This window comes from Enterobacter cloacae complex sp. IR5402 (assembly GCF_049238125.1).
Taxonomy (GTDB): Bacteria; Pseudomonadota; Gammaproteobacteria; order Enterobacterales; family Enterobacteriaceae; genus Enterobacter; species Enterobacter hormaechei_C.
The window spans coordinates 1-16,972 of sequence record NZ_JBMKHO010000014.1; the positions used below are offsets into that span (position 1 = coordinate 1).

17 protein-coding genes and 1 pseudogene are annotated in these 16,972 nt (G+C 54.2%); all 18 read left to right on the forward strand.

Annotated features, from left to right (window positions below):
- Positions 1-71: 71 nt before the first annotated feature.
- Positions 72-1,235, forward strand: a complete 1,164-nt coding sequence (locus ACOTXL_RS18905) for a site-specific integrase (protein ID WP_301741653.1) — start codon at positions 72-74, stop codon at positions 1,233-1,235.
- Positions 1,236-1,254: 19 nt separating this feature from the next.
- Entirely contained in the window at positions 1,255-1,731 is a 477-nt protein-coding gene (locus tag ACOTXL_RS18910; RefSeq protein WP_022649982.1) for a hypothetical protein, read from the forward strand.
- A gap of 146 nt (positions 1,732-1,877) precedes the next feature.
- Positions 1,878-2,714 carry a hypothetical protein gene (locus ACOTXL_RS18915; RefSeq protein WP_022649983.1) on the forward strand — a complete coding sequence of 279 codons (837 nt, stop codon included), beginning with the start codon at positions 1,878-1,880 and terminating at the stop codon, positions 2,712-2,714.
- Positions 2,715-2,819: 105 nt separating this feature from the next.
- Complete coding sequence (locus ACOTXL_RS18920) at positions 2,820-4,025, forward strand: conjugal transfer protein TraF (protein WP_022649984.1); 1,206 nt, start codon at positions 2,820-2,822, stop codon at positions 4,023-4,025.
- Between the two features lie 108 nt (positions 4,026-4,133).
- Entirely contained in the window at positions 4,134-4,550 is a 417-nt protein-coding gene (locus ACOTXL_RS18925; protein ID WP_123839394.1) for a hypothetical protein, read from the forward strand.
- 70 nt (positions 4,551-4,620) lie between these two features.
- Positions 4,621-5,094: a DotD/TraH family lipoprotein gene (locus ACOTXL_RS18930; RefSeq protein ID WP_022649985.1), complete on the forward strand. Its 474-nt coding sequence runs from the start codon at positions 4,621-4,623 to the stop codon at positions 5,092-5,094.
- Complete coding sequence (locus ACOTXL_RS18935) at positions 5,091-5,897, forward strand: type IV secretory system conjugative DNA transfer family protein (protein ID WP_022649986.1); 807 nt, start codon at positions 5,091-5,093, stop codon at positions 5,895-5,897. The genes ACOTXL_RS18930 and ACOTXL_RS18935 overlap by 4 nt, the downstream gene beginning before the upstream one ends.
- A gap of 27 nt (positions 5,898-5,924) precedes the next feature.
- Positions 5,925-7,070: a plasmid transfer ATPase TraJ gene (gene traJ / locus ACOTXL_RS18940; protein WP_032623579.1), complete on the forward strand. Its 1,146-nt coding sequence runs from the start codon at positions 5,925-5,927 to the stop codon at positions 7,068-7,070.
- On the forward strand, positions 7,067-7,354 hold the full coding sequence (locus ACOTXL_RS18945) for a hypothetical protein (protein ID WP_022649988.1): 288 nt from the start codon (positions 7,067-7,069) through the stop codon (positions 7,352-7,354). Before traJ ends, ACOTXL_RS18945 begins: the two co-directional genes overlap by 4 nt.
- Before the next feature lie 71 nt (positions 7,355-7,425).
- Positions 7,426-9,696, forward strand: a pseudogene (locus tag ACOTXL_RS18950) (LPD7 domain-containing protein); the annotation flags it as partial.
- A gap of 1,289 nt (positions 9,697-10,985) precedes the next feature.
- Entirely contained in the window at positions 10,986-11,336 is a 351-nt protein-coding gene (locus tag ACOTXL_RS18955) for a hypothetical protein (RefSeq protein ID WP_022649990.1), read from the forward strand.
- A gap of 89 nt (positions 11,337-11,425) precedes the next feature.
- Positions 11,426-12,043 (forward strand): DotI/IcmL family type IV secretion protein, encoded by a 618-nt coding sequence (locus ACOTXL_RS18960; RefSeq protein ID WP_179297403.1) that lies wholly within the window; start codon positions 11,426-11,428, stop codon positions 12,041-12,043.
- 10 nt (positions 12,044-12,053) lie between these two features.
- Positions 12,054-13,034, forward strand: a complete 981-nt coding sequence (locus tag ACOTXL_RS18965) for a DotH/IcmK family type IV secretion protein (RefSeq protein ID WP_022649992.1) — start codon at positions 12,054-12,056, stop codon at positions 13,032-13,034.
- Positions 13,034-14,341, forward strand: a complete 1,308-nt coding sequence (traO, locus tag ACOTXL_RS18970) for a conjugal transfer protein TraO (RefSeq protein WP_022649993.1) — start codon at positions 13,034-13,036, stop codon at positions 14,339-14,341. The genes ACOTXL_RS18965 and traO overlap by 1 nt, the downstream gene beginning before the upstream one ends.
- The gene (gene traP / locus ACOTXL_RS18975; protein ID WP_123839398.1) at positions 14,322-15,095 is read left to right on the forward strand and encodes a conjugal transfer protein TraP; all 774 of its coding nucleotides are present in this window, start codon (positions 14,322-14,324) and stop codon (positions 15,093-15,095) included. The genes traO and traP overlap by 20 nt, the downstream gene beginning before the upstream one ends.
- Positions 15,095-15,619, forward strand: a complete 525-nt coding sequence (gene traQ, locus ACOTXL_RS18980; protein WP_022649995.1) for a conjugal transfer protein TraQ — start codon at positions 15,095-15,097, stop codon at positions 15,617-15,619. The genes traP and traQ overlap by 1 nt, the downstream gene beginning before the upstream one ends.
- Positions 15,620-15,653: 34 nt before the next feature.
- On the forward strand, positions 15,654-16,058 hold the full coding sequence (locus ACOTXL_RS18985) for a DUF6750 family protein (RefSeq protein WP_022649996.1): 405 nt from the start codon (positions 15,654-15,656) through the stop codon (positions 16,056-16,058).
- Between the two features lie 183 nt (positions 16,059-16,241).
- Positions 16,242-16,967 carry a hypothetical protein gene (locus ACOTXL_RS18990; protein WP_063864836.1) on the forward strand — a complete coding sequence of 242 codons (726 nt, stop codon included), beginning with the start codon at positions 16,242-16,244 and terminating at the stop codon, positions 16,965-16,967.
- The last annotated feature ends 5 nt before the right edge of the window (positions 16,968-16,972 follow it).

The window sequence follows — 16,972 nt, forward strand, 5'->3', positions numbered from 1 at the left end:
TCCACACACCGGATTGACAGTGTTATTGCATTTTTCGCACAAGGCTTTATTTTCTTCGCCTTTTGGGAGTAATGATGTCTTCTGTTGCGCGTATTAGAAAAATGTCTCTCAGTCGGGGCCTCGATAAGTATTACGAGTCGGTATCAGTTCACAAAAAGGGACATCTTCAGGAATTTTACCGGGTCAACGTCATTAAGCGTCACCCACTGGCTAACCGGAACATGGATGAGATCACCACAGTTGATATTGCAGCCTACCGTGATGAAAGGCTGATGCAGTTCAACCCAAGGACTGGGAACCCTATCACTGGCAATACAGTAAGGCTTGAACTGGCGCTTTTATCATCTCTATTCGGGATCGCTCGCGTGGAATGGGGAACCTGTCGAAGCAACCCAGTCGAACTGGTACGTAAACCTAAAGTATCCAAAGGTCGTGATCGCCGCCTGACATCCAGTGAAGAGCGCAGACTGTCCCGTTATTTCCGGGAACGAAACTTAATGCTGTATATAATTTTTCATCTCGCGCTTGAGACAGCCATGCGGCAGGGTGAAATCCTTAACCTGCAATGGGAATACATCGACCTGCAGCACGGCGTAGCACATCTGCCCGATACCAAGAATGGCTCATCACGAGATGTTCCTCTCTCACGTAAGGCTCGTAACCTGCTTCAGATGATGCCGGCCCAGCTAAAAGGTAAGTTGTTTTCCTATACGTCATCCGGTTTCAAAAGCGCCTGGCGGAATGCCCTCAAGGAACTCTCTATCGAGAATCTGCATTTTCATGATCTACGGCACGAGGCCATCAGCCGTTTCTTCGAACTCGGTACGCTGAACGTTATGGAGGTCGCAGCTATATCAGGCCATCGCTCGATGAATATGCTAAAACGCTACACCCATCTGAGAGCTTACCAGCTGGTCAGCAAGCTGGACGCGCGACGGCGCCAGACTCAAAAGATCGCCCCCTACTTCGTGCCCTATCCTGCCCAGGTCGAGCAGGACAGCGAAGAATCAGGTGACATCAAGGTAATGCTATGCGATTTCGAAAATCTGACAGTATCAGCGCCGACTCGCGAACTTGCTTTGGCCCGCGCCAGCGAACTGCTACTGCGGACACTGGCTCTTGCAGCCCAGCGCGGCGAACGAGTCCCCGCGCCGGGAGAGCTTCCTGTCAGGACAAACAATCACATCATGATATGTCCGCTTAACCCCGACCTGGCACTGTCGGCCCAGGTATAACTTTTCTTCTGGAGGGGCTGTGTTTCTGATTTTCCTTTCAGCAGTACCACTAACGCTACTGCTGTATTGCCCGATAATGACAATCGTCAGTGCCGTGACGCCCTGGAAAGGGTTCCGAACGGCCTTGGTTCGACATCGTAAGAAGCATTACACAACCCTGCATCTGTCGACATTTGACCGGGTTGGCCATCTTAATCTCCGGCGTGCGGCACGCTTTCACCGGAGCTTTCTGGTCACGTTGCAGCTGGCGCTACAAAGAGACAGCTCGCCGGTGTACTTCACATCCCATCTGATGCGACCGGCACACCTGAAAAGCATGACTATCCTGATGTCAAAAATGGGGGAAACGCACCGCTGGCGCTGCACCACAGTCACGATACCTCCAGCCATCAGAAACGGGATACGGCTGCAAACATTTTTACAGGAATGGCGCTGGATAACCGTACCTGAAACCGGCGTGCTTGTACTCATTCGGCCGCGCCGGAAAGCTCGCTAAAAAAGCAAATACACAAACGTAATTAAAACGAACACGCAAACGCAGTCGATCTACACGATCGAATTAACTCGTTATACATACGCGTCACGATTAATTATTCTTTAACCCACTGAGTAACAAAGTTTAATTTCACTTAAGGGGGCCATGTGGCAAACAGTCTCACAGCAATTTTCACCTCGCTTCTGGCGCTCCCCGACCTTGATCGGAACAGGATTGCAGAACTGCTTCAGCGCAATGATAAGAAGCCCATGCAGACCACATCACTTCGGTTGCGACCTGGTACCCGTCAACTGATTGATGAGCTGTCAGGCAAAATTGGAATTTCTCAGTCAGAGTTGCTGAGTATGGTAATTGAAGGCTCTTTTCGCGATATCTTCCTGCCATTCAGTAATACTGCAATCAGCGTTATAGACCGCTTTGAGCTACTGATGCAGTCACACGAGCTTAGCCCGACAGACATCGCAGAACTGCTGTCGTCATGGAATGTTCGGGTTAGTGTGCTACAGGACAGGGAACGTACAATGGACTATCTGTCCACCCCGCTTCTCCAGGCGCTCGCTGACTGGTTTTTCGTTTCTCCTGGCTGGTTGCTTGGAAGCAACGTTCCCCCTGTCGACACAGGCAGCGCGAGTCATCAATGGCCACAAACGGAAGAAAATTTCCGGGAGGTAATTATTCCTTCAGCCGAAAATAATAATGACAGCATTATTTTCTGGAAGACTGAAAATACAACTGAGGATAAAGATCAGGAACGAAACGGCATATTAATTAAGAAGAAAATATCTTCATCTCAGCTGACATATTTTCCGGTGCTATCCATTATTACGCGCACCCTGAATACAGAGCAGGAATGCTGGAAAGAGCGACTCCTCAGGGAACACGCAGCAACAGGTACTATCCGCCTCGTCACCTTAGGTGCAGGGCTGGCAACAGCACTTGAACACGGAACAACGTTACCCGTACTTATATTCAGACAGCTTTAAACCACGCTGAAAATCTGAATTAAAAAAGAAAAAGGAAATTTTGATGCTGCCGCATCAGGACCTACTTTTGCCCTAAATCCAGACAGGACTACAGGAAATTTACTTATGAAAAAGACTCACATTGCAAAAACACTGATATCTTTCGCCGTCATGATGGCATTTCATGCGGGAGCTGCAACCTCTTATATGGAAGCCCGCAGCGATGCGATGGGCGGGACTGGCGTAGCTTCCGCACATTACGGTACAGCTGCCTTATCCAACCCGGCACTCCTGACGAAATTTGGCGCGAACGATGACTTCAGCCTGGTGCTGCCGTCCGTAGGTGTCCAGGTAGCAGACCCAGATAATGCCATCGATAATACCGATGACGTAAAGGATCTGTGGAACAATTTTGACAATGCAGTTGACCGCCAGAGCGGTGTCAGCGAAAGTGCAGCCGCATTACGCAACAAGTTGGAAGACCTGAAGGACGTAAAAGCAAACGGACAGGTCGGGGCATCTGTCATTGCTACCACTCCTAATAAAGTGCTTCCATTTGCGGTTGTCGTGAAGTCCTGGGGCACCGTTTCCGTAAACGGCAAGGTCAGTGATCACGATCTACAGTATCTCGATAATATCGCCAGCGGCGCCATCCCGTCAGATACGGTAGACAAGGATGCACTAACGTCCCGCGCTTATGGTCGGGCTGCCGTTATCACCGATGTCGGTGTGGCTATGGCGCACGAATTTGAAACAGCGGGACATAGCTGGTCACTGGGGATCACGCCCAAGTATCAACGCATCGATCTTTTCAACTACAGCGCAAAGGTAAACGACTTCGACAAAAATGACCTGAATTCGGATGACTACCGCAATACTAAAACCGGATTTAACGCCGACATCGGTCTGGCAACAAACCTCGGCGACAACTGGATGCTGGGTCTCGCGGTACAGAACATCATCGCCCGCACCGTTGACACTAAAGCAGTGAATGGTGAGAAAGAAACATTCAAAGTAAAACCACAGGCCACTGCAGGCGTGGCATGGAGTAACAGTATCCTGACCACCGCTCTCGATGTGGATCTGACCGAAGCAAGCCGCTTTGAGCGGGATGACAAACGCCAGTTCGCCAGTGTGGGTGCCGAACTGAATGCCTGGAACTGGATGCAGGTACGCGCGGGTTATCGTCAGAACATGGTCTCCAGCGAGGGCAACGCTTTCACTGCGGGTCTGGGCTTCTCTCCTTTCGACGTAGTACATCTGGACCTGACCGGTATTGCAGGAACCGATCGTACCTACGGTGCGGTCGCACAGTTGCAGTTCACGTTCTGATAGTTTAGGGGAAGCCCGCAATGGGCTTCCTCTGCCGTTTCTTTGTGTGTTATCCCCTGTGCACTGGCTGTAATCCCCCCGAACTTTCTCCCGCTGAGACCGTTGAAGATGAAATCTTTCCGATATGTACATGTATTGCATCAGATCAGCAGTGTTGCTTTCAGCAGCCTGATAACTGCGCCAGCCACCGGTTTTTTTATTCTGTTCATGTTATTTGGATTCAACCACTCGCTCGCCGACACCTTCCTTGAACAGGCCCGATCACTTACCGGTGATGCACCACCAGGCATGGTAAGAGAATGTAAACAATCAAACGATAGCGGCCCGCCATCTCCTCTTGTAATGCCTCAGGTATGCAAAACGGTATTAATTGATGAGGATGACTGGAAAGAGCGTGTTGACGATACCATCAGGCAGTTTTATCTCACTTTCTCTGTATTCGGACTTTTATTCTGGATGACCGCAAATAATCAACCATCTGAATTAATTAGCTGGATACGCAGGAAAAGTAAACATCAAAATTAACGGCATCATAAGCCTCGCCCACTGAATCTTCTGGCTTTAATCTCCGTCGCCCCCCGGCAAGGTAACTACCATGAATTGTTTAATGCTTCCCGGCGTGTTGGCCATCTCCCTGCTCGCCGGCTGCCAGTCCTGGACTACGCCATCAACGTCTCCAGTTTCTCCTTCCCCCGACCGTTACGGCGCGGCCTCATCCGTTTCCGTTACCCGTCACACACAGTATCAGATGTGGAATAACGGTGTCTGGTCCGGTTCGAAAACCGCGCCATCATCCATGGAGATCGTTCGCTCCAACAGCGCTGACGTCTCTTTCGACTGGGAAGGTGATGCTGTGGAGCTACTGGATGAACTGGCGCGGGCACGTGGCCTGCAGTTCAACTACAGCGGCGTTCGCCTGCCCTTGCCCGTAACATTGCACGTTCGTGGCATGACGTTCAGCAATGTGTTGCGCGTTATCGAAGCGCAGACCGCATGGCGCGCAACCCTGAATCAGTACCCTGGGCTGCTCCAGCTCAACTTCATGCAACCGGAGACCAGAAAGAAATGAAATGCTTTCTCTTGTTACTATTCCCTGCTCTGCTCCTGACTGGGTGTGCAGGAGAGCGGCCGGCTTCACCGACAGATACAGGGGCACCACCTCCGGATATGCAGGCCTGGCTCAACCCGGAGCGACAAAGACCAGAAGGTCTGTCCGAAACGCGCTGGCAAATGCTTACTGATGCTGGCAGAACACTGGGATTCCGGGGAGGAAAATCCCAGCGGGCATGGGAGTTAACCCAGGCACTCAACGCCCGCGAATCCACCCTCAATGCCCTTTACGATTTCCGTCCACTTATCAGCCCTGAAGGCTGGCTTCCTCCGGTTATTGATGAAGCGCAGGACGTAGCACACATCACTCCTGATCAAATTCGCACAGCCTCAAAAGTCTGGACCATCATCCGACCGGAGCGATTCGTCAGTAACCCGCCCAGCTGGCGCAGCTGGTTACTACGCGGTCTGGCCACCACGGCAACCCCTGGCACAGAAGGTCTGGTTGTGCCGGAAGACAGCGCCCAGAGAAAGGTCTGGGAAGACGCACTGAAAAAAGGCTGGCAGGAAGGTCGCGAAAATGCCGATCTGACCTTTGAGGCCAGCATGAATCAACTCACCCGGGACTATCGCGGCATGATGCTTTATTCCCTGCTCTGGCGACGGGGCATGATTTCCCGGCCGGAAGTCACCGAGCAGCAGCAGACTGTTACTGGCAGTGGTCAGAAGCTCGTTACCGGCGATCGTGTTCGCCGACTCAAATCACATGCATCGTTTGAGCTACAGAAATCACGCTGGCGCCCGTCCGTTACCATCCAGTAAGGAGTTTTCCTCGTGAACATATCAGCTATCCCTGACTCGTTCGGGCTTTTCCCGTTCAGCGGTGCCTATACCGCCGACGAGTTCAGGACATTTTTTGCCTGGTGTTCGGCACATGGAGTCAGTGATGTGGATCTGGTTGGCGGCTCACCAGTTTCAGTGAGTCGTTATGGCCGACGTGAGAGAGTCTCAGACACCATACTGCCGAATATCATGCTGGGAAATATGCTTGACGACCTGCTGGGGCCAGAAGTGCGCCCCCGAGTGCAGGGTGGAAGACCGCTGGACAGAGCCATTCAAATCGACGGCGACATGCATGGGCGATATGGCCTGGAAAGGGGGGAACGCGTGCGGCTACGCGCGCACATCATCCAGGGGACATCTGCCCGGGAAGAAAAGGCTCTCTCCGTCACTCTGCGTGTGATCCCCCACATCATTCCCGATTTTCTGAAGCTGGGTATCGAGCCCGATCTGGCGGCGGCAATGCTGCCAAAAACCGGGCTGGGTCTTATTTGCGGTGAAACGGGTTCGGGTAAATCAACGTTGCAGGCGTCGTTGTATCGCCACTGCCAGGACACACAGCCCGATCGCAAAATTGTGACCTACGAAGATCCAGTAGAGTACATTCTCGGCCGCCCCGACGACCTTCTGCCGCCGCATCAGGCTCAGGTAAGACGTGACGTCGCAAGTTTTGCAGATGGGCTTCGCTCCGCAATGCGCCGAAACCCGGAGGTCATCGGTATCGGGGAAATTCGTGACACGGAAACAGCAGAGGCTTCTGTCCAGGCTGGTGAAAGCGGACATTTAACCATCGGTACACTGCACTCTAAATCACCAGGTGAAACCCTGAACCGACTGCTTGGTCTGTTTCCGCCTCAGATTCGTGATGCACGCGCCTGGGAGATGCTTGGGATGTTACGGTTTATCGTAGTCCAGGTACTTGTCAGAACGACAGACGGCAAACGCCGGGCTCTCCGGGAATACATCGTCTTCGACGATGAGCTACGCGATGCACTACAGAATCTCCCGTCAGAGAAGTGGCCGGCCCACATCGATAACATCCTGAGACTGGAGAAAAGGCGCATTATCGATCAAGTGCGTGAAGGTTACGTAACGGGTGATATAGACAGACACGAAGCGGCACTCTACCTACCGACACAGGAGCTTAGACATTGAAACGAGAAGGATTCTGGCGCTATGCCACACCGCCTGTCACCTTTTTTGGTATCCCGCTGCCGTTCCTTTTGCTGTATCTGGTCTGGTTTCGCTGGCCGTCCATGAAGACGCTGTATATCTGTTCCGCCATTCTGGGATTCTTTGTTGCCCTGAATTTCTTTGGCTGGAGTGTACGGGCTATCTGCCTGCGCGTAATAAGTACCTTCAGGGGAAAGATTGCCTCCGGTCGCCCCTGGTGGTACCGGCATTTTGTTGAAAAACCACGAGACTGGACTGGTCTCTGAACCCGATGTAACCCGTTCGTTCCCCATAGCGCTCCCGCGCTACTCCCTCAATATCTTCCAGGAATGTGACCATGCAAAAAAGTCACCGCGTATGGCTTGCCGTACCTCACGAAGAGAAGGACGACGCCATCAACGCCCACCCGCGTCTCAGCGATGGGCAGAAAGCCCTTAAATGGGACGATGAGCACCGCCTCTGGTATGCCCGACCAGGAGCCGACCTGACCAGGTTCGAGCGATGGATGCCCCGCCCCCATGAACTGTCGATGAATGCGGACGATCCGGTAACAGAGTTTGCTCAAAAACTTGAAGAAGCAGGGCTGCTAGTTAAGGGGCTCCCCGTGATGGATGGAAGCCTTCAGCGCGTACCGACGAAACAGGACAAGAAAGGTTCGAAAAGCGGAGCTTACAAGGCTTACCTGGACGGGCGCCCTGCCGGATGGTACCGCGATTATCGCAGCGCCGACGCTAAACCGACGCAGTGGGTGTTTTCAGGTGGTGGCGAGATGGATCCGCTTGCGCGTCTTCATCTCCGTGCACACGCCCAGCAAACGCGTGAAGACAATGCCCGTGCTCTGGAGCAACAGTACAACCGGCAGGCGGAGTACGCCGCCCGATATGTTGACCGCTACCCGCAGGCTACAACGAACGCCTATCTGACCCGTAAGGGTGTGGAGGCTGCGCCGGGTATAAGAATCAACGATAAGCAAGAACTTGTGATCCCCTTCAGCAATGCGCATGGCGACATACGCTCTTACCAGCGTATTCCGCTCACCGGCGGAAAAGACGCCCGCATCCTTAAAGACAGTGAAAAAACAGGTAACTGGTTTGCACTGGGGACGCCACAGAATGGCCTGCCTTTGCTGTTTGCTGAAGGATATGCCACAGCAGCCTCTCTGCATGAGGCATCAGGTCTGCCGGTACTGATGACGGTTGATGCGGGAAACATGATTGCCGTTGGCCAGAATGCTCGTGCCGTTTGGCCTGACAGTCCTTTTATTTTCTGTGCAGACAATGATCATCAGCTGAAGAATGCGCAGACAGGACAACCTGAAAATAAGGGCATCCTGAGCGCTGAGAAAGCGGCAGAACTCACGGGCGGCAGAGTCATCGCCCCTGATTTCACCGAAGAAGAAAAAGCACGCTTGCTGACGGACTTCAACGATCTCGATATCAGCAGGGGCAGAGAAGCCTTCCGTGAGCACATCAGCGACCGCCTCAGGTCTGCCGGCATCGATATCCGGACAGACTACGCACCCAACGATGCACAATTTCTCTCACAACAGGACCCAAAAATGGAAAATCTGGAAAGTCAGGAATCCGGCCAGTCTTCGATTGCCCCGGATGAACCTGTCGTTATTCCGTCTGAAAGCCACAGGCAGGATGAGTCAGTAAACCCAGCGCCTCCCGCCCCGCCTGAACCTGAAATAATCTCTCCGGCAGCGGTGATGCCGCCCGATGAAGCCAGTATCAGTGCGGCACCGGTTGAGAATAAGGCTGAACACGATGAACCCGCCCCCACGTCCCTGCGAGACGCTGATGTTTTAATTCCTGATACGCAGAGCACCACGGACGTGACGATCGCGACATCTTCTGCGGATGCCGGTCAGCGTAGTCATAGTGCCATCGAATCAGGATCGAATATACCGGTCCCTGGCCTCGATGATTATGCAGACATACGCGCGCAGATGGACGACCCACAATTTGCTGAATGGGTGAACAGTCAGTCTGATGACATTCCCCATATGCCTGCTCAGGAACGACAGACAGACCATGAACTGTCAGAAACGGGCAAACAAACCCTGAAGCCTGAGGCTGCGTCACATGAAACAGACGCTGAGTCTCCGGAGCCGATCGTTCCTGAATTACCAATCCCTCCACAGTCCCCCGGAGCAACATCAACCGGGCAAAAACAGGAGCAGACGCAAACTGCCGATGTGGATCCAAACACGTCAGAGCCCTCCCCGGGCAGGAAGGAAACGGCAGAGAGTGAGATGCATGAAGCGGATGGGCTTGTCTACGGACCGCGAAGGCCGGAACCGCTTCAGCGAGAAGATCTCGATGAAATCATTAAAGCCCTGTCAACGGAAGAACAGCGTGACAATAAGGTGCTTTACCGTCTCGACGGGGAAGATGCGTTTCACGATCTCGGCAACCGTCTCGAAATGTGTAACGGTGCGAGTGAGGACAAGCGCAAGGTGCTCGCCGCGCTGGCCGTGGCATCACGCTATTACGGCGGTGTGGTGGAGCTCACCGGCAGTACGCAGTTTAAAGAGCAGGCCATGCGGCTCATTATTGAATATGACCTCGATATCCGAATGAAGCTGCCTGCGCAGCGCGCGCAGCTTGAGACTATGCGGCAACAGTTTGGGGCAACCAGGGATTCAGTCACAACACATATTCCTACGCCGGATCTGAACCGACAGACTCCATCACCTGATGCCGCATCGCCAGTGTCACCGGCAACAGCCGCCCCCGAAGCTGTTACCCCTGACGCTCCGGGCATACCCGTGCCCCCCGTATCACCCACGCCGTCAGCACAGGCAACTGCCGCAAAGCAGCCTGCCGTTTCACCCTCAACAGAGCCTGTAGCGCCTAAGCAGGCCGACAGCATCCGGGTCCCTGATATGCCCGCTGAGCCCGCCCCCTCTGCACTGAAACCAGGCCAGAGCGTCACGGCGGTCCTCAAGAACTTTGGTGAAGCGATGTACGAAAATAAAGAGCAAAAGGGCAAGAGCTTCTTTATCGAGCTACAGAACCGCGGTGGAAGTCATACCTACTGGGGGCAGGATTTACGGGAGTTGATCGCGCACCACAAAACCGGCGATGTGGTCACGCTGACGCTCAATTCCCGTGACAGCTGGCAGGTACCTGGTGAGGAAAAAGAGCGCGTAAAAAATAACTGGTCATTGACGTCCGCCTCAACAGGTCTTGCCGTGGCACATGATCGACCGGAGCAGGGACAGCCTCTTCAGGCTTTCCCGGTCGATACGTTTGGCCGCCTCACACAGCAAATCCGACAGGCTTGGCCTGAGTACACCACAGACCTGAAGCTGCCACCTCGCCTGGAAGAGCGTCAGTTTTATCTGGGCGAAGACAGGCATCCTGTAAAGTCACCGGTAGCCGCGGCCAGCATTTCGCCACCGTCCACGGAAGCACCAGACAGGCTGGTACCCGTCATGGCCTCTATGGACACACAGTCAAACCAGTTAGATCTGCTGCTTGTCCAGTCTGCGGGGGAACACCTGCAGGGGATGGTTCGTCTGGATGGCACGCTGTATCCGGCACTGGCCACGCCAACCACAGACAACAGTCAGCTGGTTATTAATGCCATCACCGATGACGGTCCCCGCTTTGTAGGCTACGGACAGGCGGTGAATTTCGAACCCGACGGCACCACCCGTGCCGCACCTCAGCTGATGACGTTCCACCTGAAAGGTCGGGAAGAGGATACACCGCTTCCCGCCCGGCTCTACACACCGGAAAAACAGGCAGATACCTTGTTCCAGCGCCTCGGTTTTGAACAGACCTGGAAACAATGGGATGACGCCCGAAAGCCGGAGGGCAGACAGGAAAAAGCGCTTCATCAGGAACACTCCCACAGCCCCGGCCGCTAAGCCGATAAGGAGAGAGAATGCGATATCACATGCTTAAAGCCGGACTTTTGTCCGGCTTCATGCTTTTTTCTGCCGCCGCTGCGGCGGCAACCTGCCGAGCAGGAAGTGCTGCTGAAGCGGGTAGCCAGGCTGGTTATGAGCGAGCCAGGGCGGCCGCAACAGCCTGGGAACAGCGCGAAAGCAATGTCTCATCCTCCCTGCAGTCCTGTCTGTCCCGTATCAAGAACGTCAAGGTGACCCTGCCGCAATTCCCCGGGCTCGATGAAATCATTTCGCAACTGGAAAATAAGGTCTGCGAAGCGGCCCTGGATAAAGTCAACGAACAGATCCCAGACAACATCGATCCCTGGAAAAACTTCAACTCCTGAAACCTATGACAAAACAGACACAATCAGCCCCCCCTGCAAAGGGGCGGGCCCCCTCCCCTGCGGAGGATCCGCTGAAAAACGCCGTGAACATGATGAAAACGGCAGAAAAACGCCAGAAAATGGCACCAGAGCTGATGAAGAGTAACCTCCTGCTGGGGAGTGGCCTGCTTATCAGCATCATCCTCAATGCTGGCCTGACCTGGGCTCTGATACAACAGCCACGGGATTACTTTGCCACCGACAGTGGGCGCCTGGTTCGCCTGGCTCCCACTTCCGAACCAGCATGGAGCCAGGACGATGCCATCGCCTTTGGCAGCAAGGCTCTGATGCGGGCCTTTAACCTGGACTTCGTTCATTATCGTGAACAGGTATCCTCTACAGCATCGCTGTTCTCTGAAGCAGGACACGCCAGTTACATCCAGGCGCTAACCAACTCCAATATCTACGATGCCCTGAAACGCGAGCGTATGAATCTTACCGGTTCCGTAGGGGCTGGTGTCGTCATCCGGCGTGGGCGTCTGTCTGACGGAACCTGGTTCTGGACAATGCAGTATCCGGTACGTTTGCGCCTGGTTGGGCAGACGACCAGCAAGCCTGAACAACCGTTTGTTTTCGAAATTACCATCCAGCGCGTAGATCCACGACAGAAACCCGTCGGGATGGAAATCCGCCAGATGATCTCACGCAACGCTCCCCGCAATCTCTGAGGCTCCCGCCATGAAACTTCGTTATCTCATGACCACACTACTGCTGTGTGGTCCGGCCCTCGTAGCCGCCGCTGACAATACTGGCTGGCAGGATGCCAGGACGCCTGGTGCAACAACTGCCGCCGCTCCTCAGGGGGCAGAAGCGCAAACAACAGGTGTACCGGCAACCCGGATTAGTGGAGAGCTCCCGCCCCCGGAACAAAGCTCGCCGCTGGTAGATGAGGCAGCAGGTTTAGACTCGCCTCTGTCAGCGGATGAGATACGCGAATTGAGGCTTCGACTGACCGACAACGAGCGTTCTGTAAATGCCCCAATGATAAGCGTGGTTCCGCGTATCAGTTCATTAACCCTCAATCTTTCTCCAGGCGCCAGTATCCCGCTGGTACGCACGGCCATGAATAACCAGAGCGTCGTCACCCTGACGGACATCAATGGCGCACCGTGGCCACAGTCAGATCCGCCAATTAATGCCAGCCCGAAGAGTTTTGATGTGAAGTTCAATGCTGGAACCAACATGCTGGCCATAACACCACTGCGCCCGTGGGCTGCGGGGAATATTTCCGTATATCTGAAAGGGCTTGATGTTCCAATCATGATCAATGTGACAAGTGGTGAGACAGACACCCGTACTGCCAGTCAGGAGATCGACAGTCGGCTGGATTTACGCGTCCCGCGTCTGGGTCCTGGCTCAGCAGCCCCGGGCGTACCCGTCGATAAAATCGCACTCCACAGCGCCACGTTGCAGGCTTTTCTGGATGGCACACCACCAGAAGATGCCCGTCGCCTTAAATTCCAGGGCAACGTCCCTGACACTGCGATCTGGCAAAGCGGTGATGATCTGATGGTCCGTTCCCGCGCAATGCTGCGCGACGAGTTTGAACAGACACTCTCTTCAGCGGATGGTACGCATCTCTGGAAACTCCCCGTCACCCCGTTACTGACCTTCTCAGTAAACGGGAAATCCGTTCACGTCACGCCGGAGCTTCAGTAATGAGCGCAGAACAGGATGCCGGTAAGAACGGCAAAAAACTTTTTTCAATAATTGGATTTAGTGCCCTGGTTTTAGTGACCGCGGGTTATCTGGCCATGTCGTGGCTGACACATGACCCTTCAGGAACAGATTCTGCCGTCAACCTTAACGGTACGGCCTCAAGTGCCGTAACCACCACGACGGAGAGCCCGCGTTACCGTGAACTGCTTAAAGCCTCAAACGATTTAGGCGCGCAGGAAGCCGCACGGACCGATTCATCCTTCATCGCCAGTCTCCCGGTCGGCCTTGAAGTCACGGAACCCCCTCCGGATAAGGTGCCAGAAACAAAACCGGTGGACCTGCCACCTCCGCCGCCAGCAGCATCACGCCATGCGGAAAACCCGGCCGGAGAAGAGCAGGCAAACGAAAAGCGCCAGGCTCAACTGCAAAAACTGCTTAAGCGGATCAGTGACGCACAGACTGGCGGCGATGCACCGGTGCTGGCAACTGCCCTGGCAAGTGTTACGCAGACATCGCCAGCGACTGGCACAAGAAACCTGGCAGAGACAAAAACTGAAACAGAGAGTGCACAGGTCTTCATCCACGCACTTACGCGTGCGGCCGGTTATATGGAGACTGCCGTGGATTCAGATAACCCCAACTCAGAGGTTGTTGCGGTTATTCCTGCCGGGCCGCTGGCTGGCGCAAGACTTCACAGTTCGTCAGCAAAACTTGCCGGCAATGGACTGGATATCAGATTTACCAGTATGAGTTGGAACGGCATGGAGCTGAACGTCAATGCAAGCGCACAGAGTGAGAAAAACCTGATGTCTTCTGTGGCCTCCGATGTTAACCATCGATGGGGAACACACATCGTTCTGCCCGCTGTACTGGGAGGTCTTGGTGATCTTGGCGGTCTGTACAAGGATGCTAACACTCAGGTTATGCAGTCCAGTGTCGGTACCGTCACCGGACGAGTGGGTAAACCTGATGGCAGCACAGTGGCTGGTGTAATGGTTGGCGGCACAGCCCAGACCGGGGCGGAAGTCATCAAACAGGAGATGGCCCGTGAGCCGTTCCGCCAGGTCACCGTGAAGCAGAAAGAAGTTATCTCCATTCTCTTCGTTGACTCGGTTACTTCTGACGACATTGTCAGCAGTAATAAAGCGGCTCGTCCCGCAATCAATAGCACCTTATCAGCACCCGCTGCCGCAGAGCAGCAAACCGAAACCCGCCTGCAGGAAGCCATCGCGCGCCGCCAGGCTGAAATCCGTCGTCAGTATGGCGATACCGTACCCGTGAGGAACAATGATGAACCAGAAAATTGATATGCCTGAAGAAGAAACACTGGAAAGCGAGGATGATTTTGGCGCGCCAGATCCTCGCGAGAAACCGCCCTTCTGGAAGCGAGACCTGCTGTTTGGCTATTCTCTGCCGTGGCTTCTCGGGATAACGCTTCTGGCAGTGGCCAGCCTCTGGTACCTGTTCGGTCCATCACTGTCATTGACGAATAATACGCCGTCTGAAACCAGCTTCAGTGAAGTTGAAAATACACTCGACGGTGCACAGCATAGTACGGTTGAGTCTGTTCCGCAGCAGGCTGTCTCGCCAGCCGCGGCGCAACCGGCGGCACATACGTCCCTGCCAATGGCTCAGGACGACAGGGCGAGCATGATGACGGATATCCGTGACGAGCTGAACGATCGTGACCGCAAGATAAATGACTCTCTGACGTCGCTTAAAGACAGCGTTACGCGCCTGTCTGATGCTATCAAAAGGGATGAGGCTTACGCAGTAGAAACGCGTGCACAGCTTAATGAGCTGACACAGAAGCTGGCTGTTCTGGAAACCCGCGTAAGCACCTCTGATGCCTCAAAAACAGCTTCCCGGCCCCAAAAACGGCAGACAACCAGTGCTGTTGCAGGCATGAAAATCATGTCGCTGGAAGCAGGAATGGCGTGGATCAAATGGCAGGGCAGTACCTGGTCAGTCCGGGAGGGGGATACGCTGGGTAAAGTCACTATTCGTCAGATTGATCCTGCCACGCGCTCTGTGGTGACAACCGGAGGAACCCTGCGCTAATGGCACTGGATGCCGTCACGCTAATAGAGAATCTTGCTTCGGGCATCTTCACCGCTGGGCTGGATTTATTATTCAGCTGGTCCGAGATGATTGGTTTTTTTGGCCTCATCGCACTTCTGACCCGGCAACGTTCCAGTCGAAGTCCATTGTCCCCGGGCAAGTTTGCTATTGGCCTTTTTTCCTGCGCCGCGCTGGTATCTCTCCCCTCCATCATTAATGCCAGTGGTGCGCAGCTTGGCTTTGGCGCCACATCTTTTGATGCAATCGCGTATGTGCAACCCGCCACCTACGGCGTTGCTGCCGGGGCTGCTAACGCCGTACTTTCTCTGGTCCGGCTAGCAGGAGTGGGGTTTGTCTATGCGGCACTCGATATGTTTCGACGATCAGAGCTTGAGGGGCACACCGCACTCAGTTCAAGTGAAAGCATTCGCGCTGCGACAGTAAAACTGTTTGCAGGGACCGGTATGGTCTTTTCACCTCAGCTCATCGATGCCGCACTTGCCACTCTCGGCCTCTCTTTTTAACACACTTCGTTTTTTTATAACCCAAGGAGACACTATGTCACTTTTCCGTGCTATTTCCGCGCGTCTTTATGCCGTCGTTATTTTCTGCCAGCTGACCATGATGCAGTGCCGCGAGCGCATGATTCAGGGGCTGTGTGCTCTGGTCACGTTCCTGTTACCCGGCATGGCCTTCGCTGATGGCGATCTCGCCGATATGTTTGGTAGCGCCGCCTCTGGTGCCAAAAGCGGTAAAACTTCCGGCCTGGAAATTGCCCAGGCGATCGGTGTGTTCATCTTCATCGGTTCCCTGCTGTCCTTCAAAAAAGTGGGCACCAATCCGCAGATCACTGTGGGCCGCTGCTGTGCAGGTCTGGCCATCGGCGCACTACTGGCCGTAGTCCCTGAAATTATGGGACGAACCCAGAAACAGCTCGGTACCAGCTCTGTCAATATCAGCTAACCACAGGAAAGGGTCGGTGTTTACCGACCCTTTCAGGAGAAAACGATGAGCAAAAAGAAAAAGACACCTGACTGTCCATGGCTACATCCGCTTCCGGTTCCTGATGTTGTCCATTCCACAGCCCCTTTACTTCCTCCCCCCGAGAGCGTTTCTGGAGGGCGGTGTTATTGCTGTAGTGCTGACATGAAACATCTGTTTGTGTTACCGGAATCCCTGCCATTATCCCGACTTGCGGAAGACGCGCAGGATGCCAGGACCCGACTTGTCAGAGCGAAAGACACGCTGGCTCAGCTGGAGTCACGTCCCACCCCGCAGGTACCGGTTGAATATGAGAAACACGCCCGGGCTCTGAAAGCTGCCCGGACCGGGATGCAGCACGCATCACTTGCCGCCCGCCGGATTGCTTTGCGACACATCCCCAAAACACTGCTGACCGACACCAGTCTGCTGTCTGACATCGAACATGCTGAATTAGAACGGCTCACGACACCGTTTCACCTCTGTTACCTCTGCCATGCCTGGCATGCCCTCAACGGATTTGCTGCTGCTCAGGGGGTCATGGTCTGGCTACCGGACCTGCACCCACGTAATGTTGTTGCCCTGAACCGAAAAGCCCTGCAGGCCGTCTTCAGCACCAGACCAGGCGAGGTTCGGGAAGGCCGTCGGGTACTGTCGGAACTGACCCGCCATCGTCTTCCTCTGGAAGAACGTTTCGGGGGATGGCGACCAGCTGACTATGCAGATGCGCTTAAACGTTTCCCGCCAGTCATGCGCGATGAAATGCGACAAAAAATGAACGGAGTGGCGTTGATCCTGACACCTGATTCAGTGACGGACAGTGACGTTCTGTCAGGAGCCTCGCAGACAACAATATTATCCTCACAGTCATCTGGTACCACTGTCACGTAAACCTA

Bases quoted from the DNA above. Each gene is read 5' to 3' on its own strand.
- ACOTXL_RS18905 (WP_301741653.1), top strand. From the start codon at position 72: ATGATGTCTTCTGTTGCGCGTATTAGAAAAATGTCTCTCAGTCGGGGC.
- ACOTXL_RS18920 (WP_022649984.1), top strand. From the start codon at position 2,820: ATGAAAAAGACTCACATTGCAAAAACACTGATATCTTTCGCCGTCATG.
- ACOTXL_RS18925 (WP_123839394.1), top strand. From the start codon at position 4,134: ATGAAATCTTTCCGATATGTACATGTATTGCATCAGATCAGCAGTGTT.
- ACOTXL_RS18930 (WP_022649985.1), top strand. From the start codon at position 4,621: ATGAATTGTTTAATGCTTCCCGGCGTGTTGGCCATCTCCCTGCTCGCC.
- ACOTXL_RS18935 (WP_022649986.1), top strand. From the start codon at position 5,091: ATGAAATGCTTTCTCTTGTTACTATTCCCTGCTCTGCTCCTGACTGGG.
- ACOTXL_RS18955 (WP_022649990.1), top strand. From the start codon at position 10,986: ATGCGATATCACATGCTTAAAGCCGGACTTTTGTCCGGCTTCATGCTT.
- ACOTXL_RS18960 (WP_179297403.1), top strand. From the start codon at position 11,426: ATGATGAAAACGGCAGAAAAACGCCAGAAAATGGCACCAGAGCTGATG.
- ACOTXL_RS18965 (WP_022649992.1), top strand. From the start codon at position 12,054: ATGAAACTTCGTTATCTCATGACCACACTACTGCTGTGTGGTCCGGCC.
- traO (WP_022649993.1), top strand. From the start codon at position 13,034: ATGAGCGCAGAACAGGATGCCGGTAAGAACGGCAAAAAACTTTTTTCA.
- traP (WP_123839398.1), top strand. From the start codon at position 14,322: ATGATGAACCAGAAAATTGATATGCCTGAAGAAGAAACACTGGAAAGC.
- traQ (WP_022649995.1), top strand. From the start codon at position 15,095: ATGGCACTGGATGCCGTCACGCTAATAGAGAATCTTGCTTCGGGCATC.
- ACOTXL_RS18985 (WP_022649996.1), top strand. From the start codon at position 15,654: ATGTCACTTTTCCGTGCTATTTCCGCGCGTCTTTATGCCGTCGTTATT.
- ACOTXL_RS18990 (WP_063864836.1), top strand. From the start codon at position 16,242: ATGAAACATCTGTTTGTGTTACCGGAATCCCTGCCATTATCCCGACTT.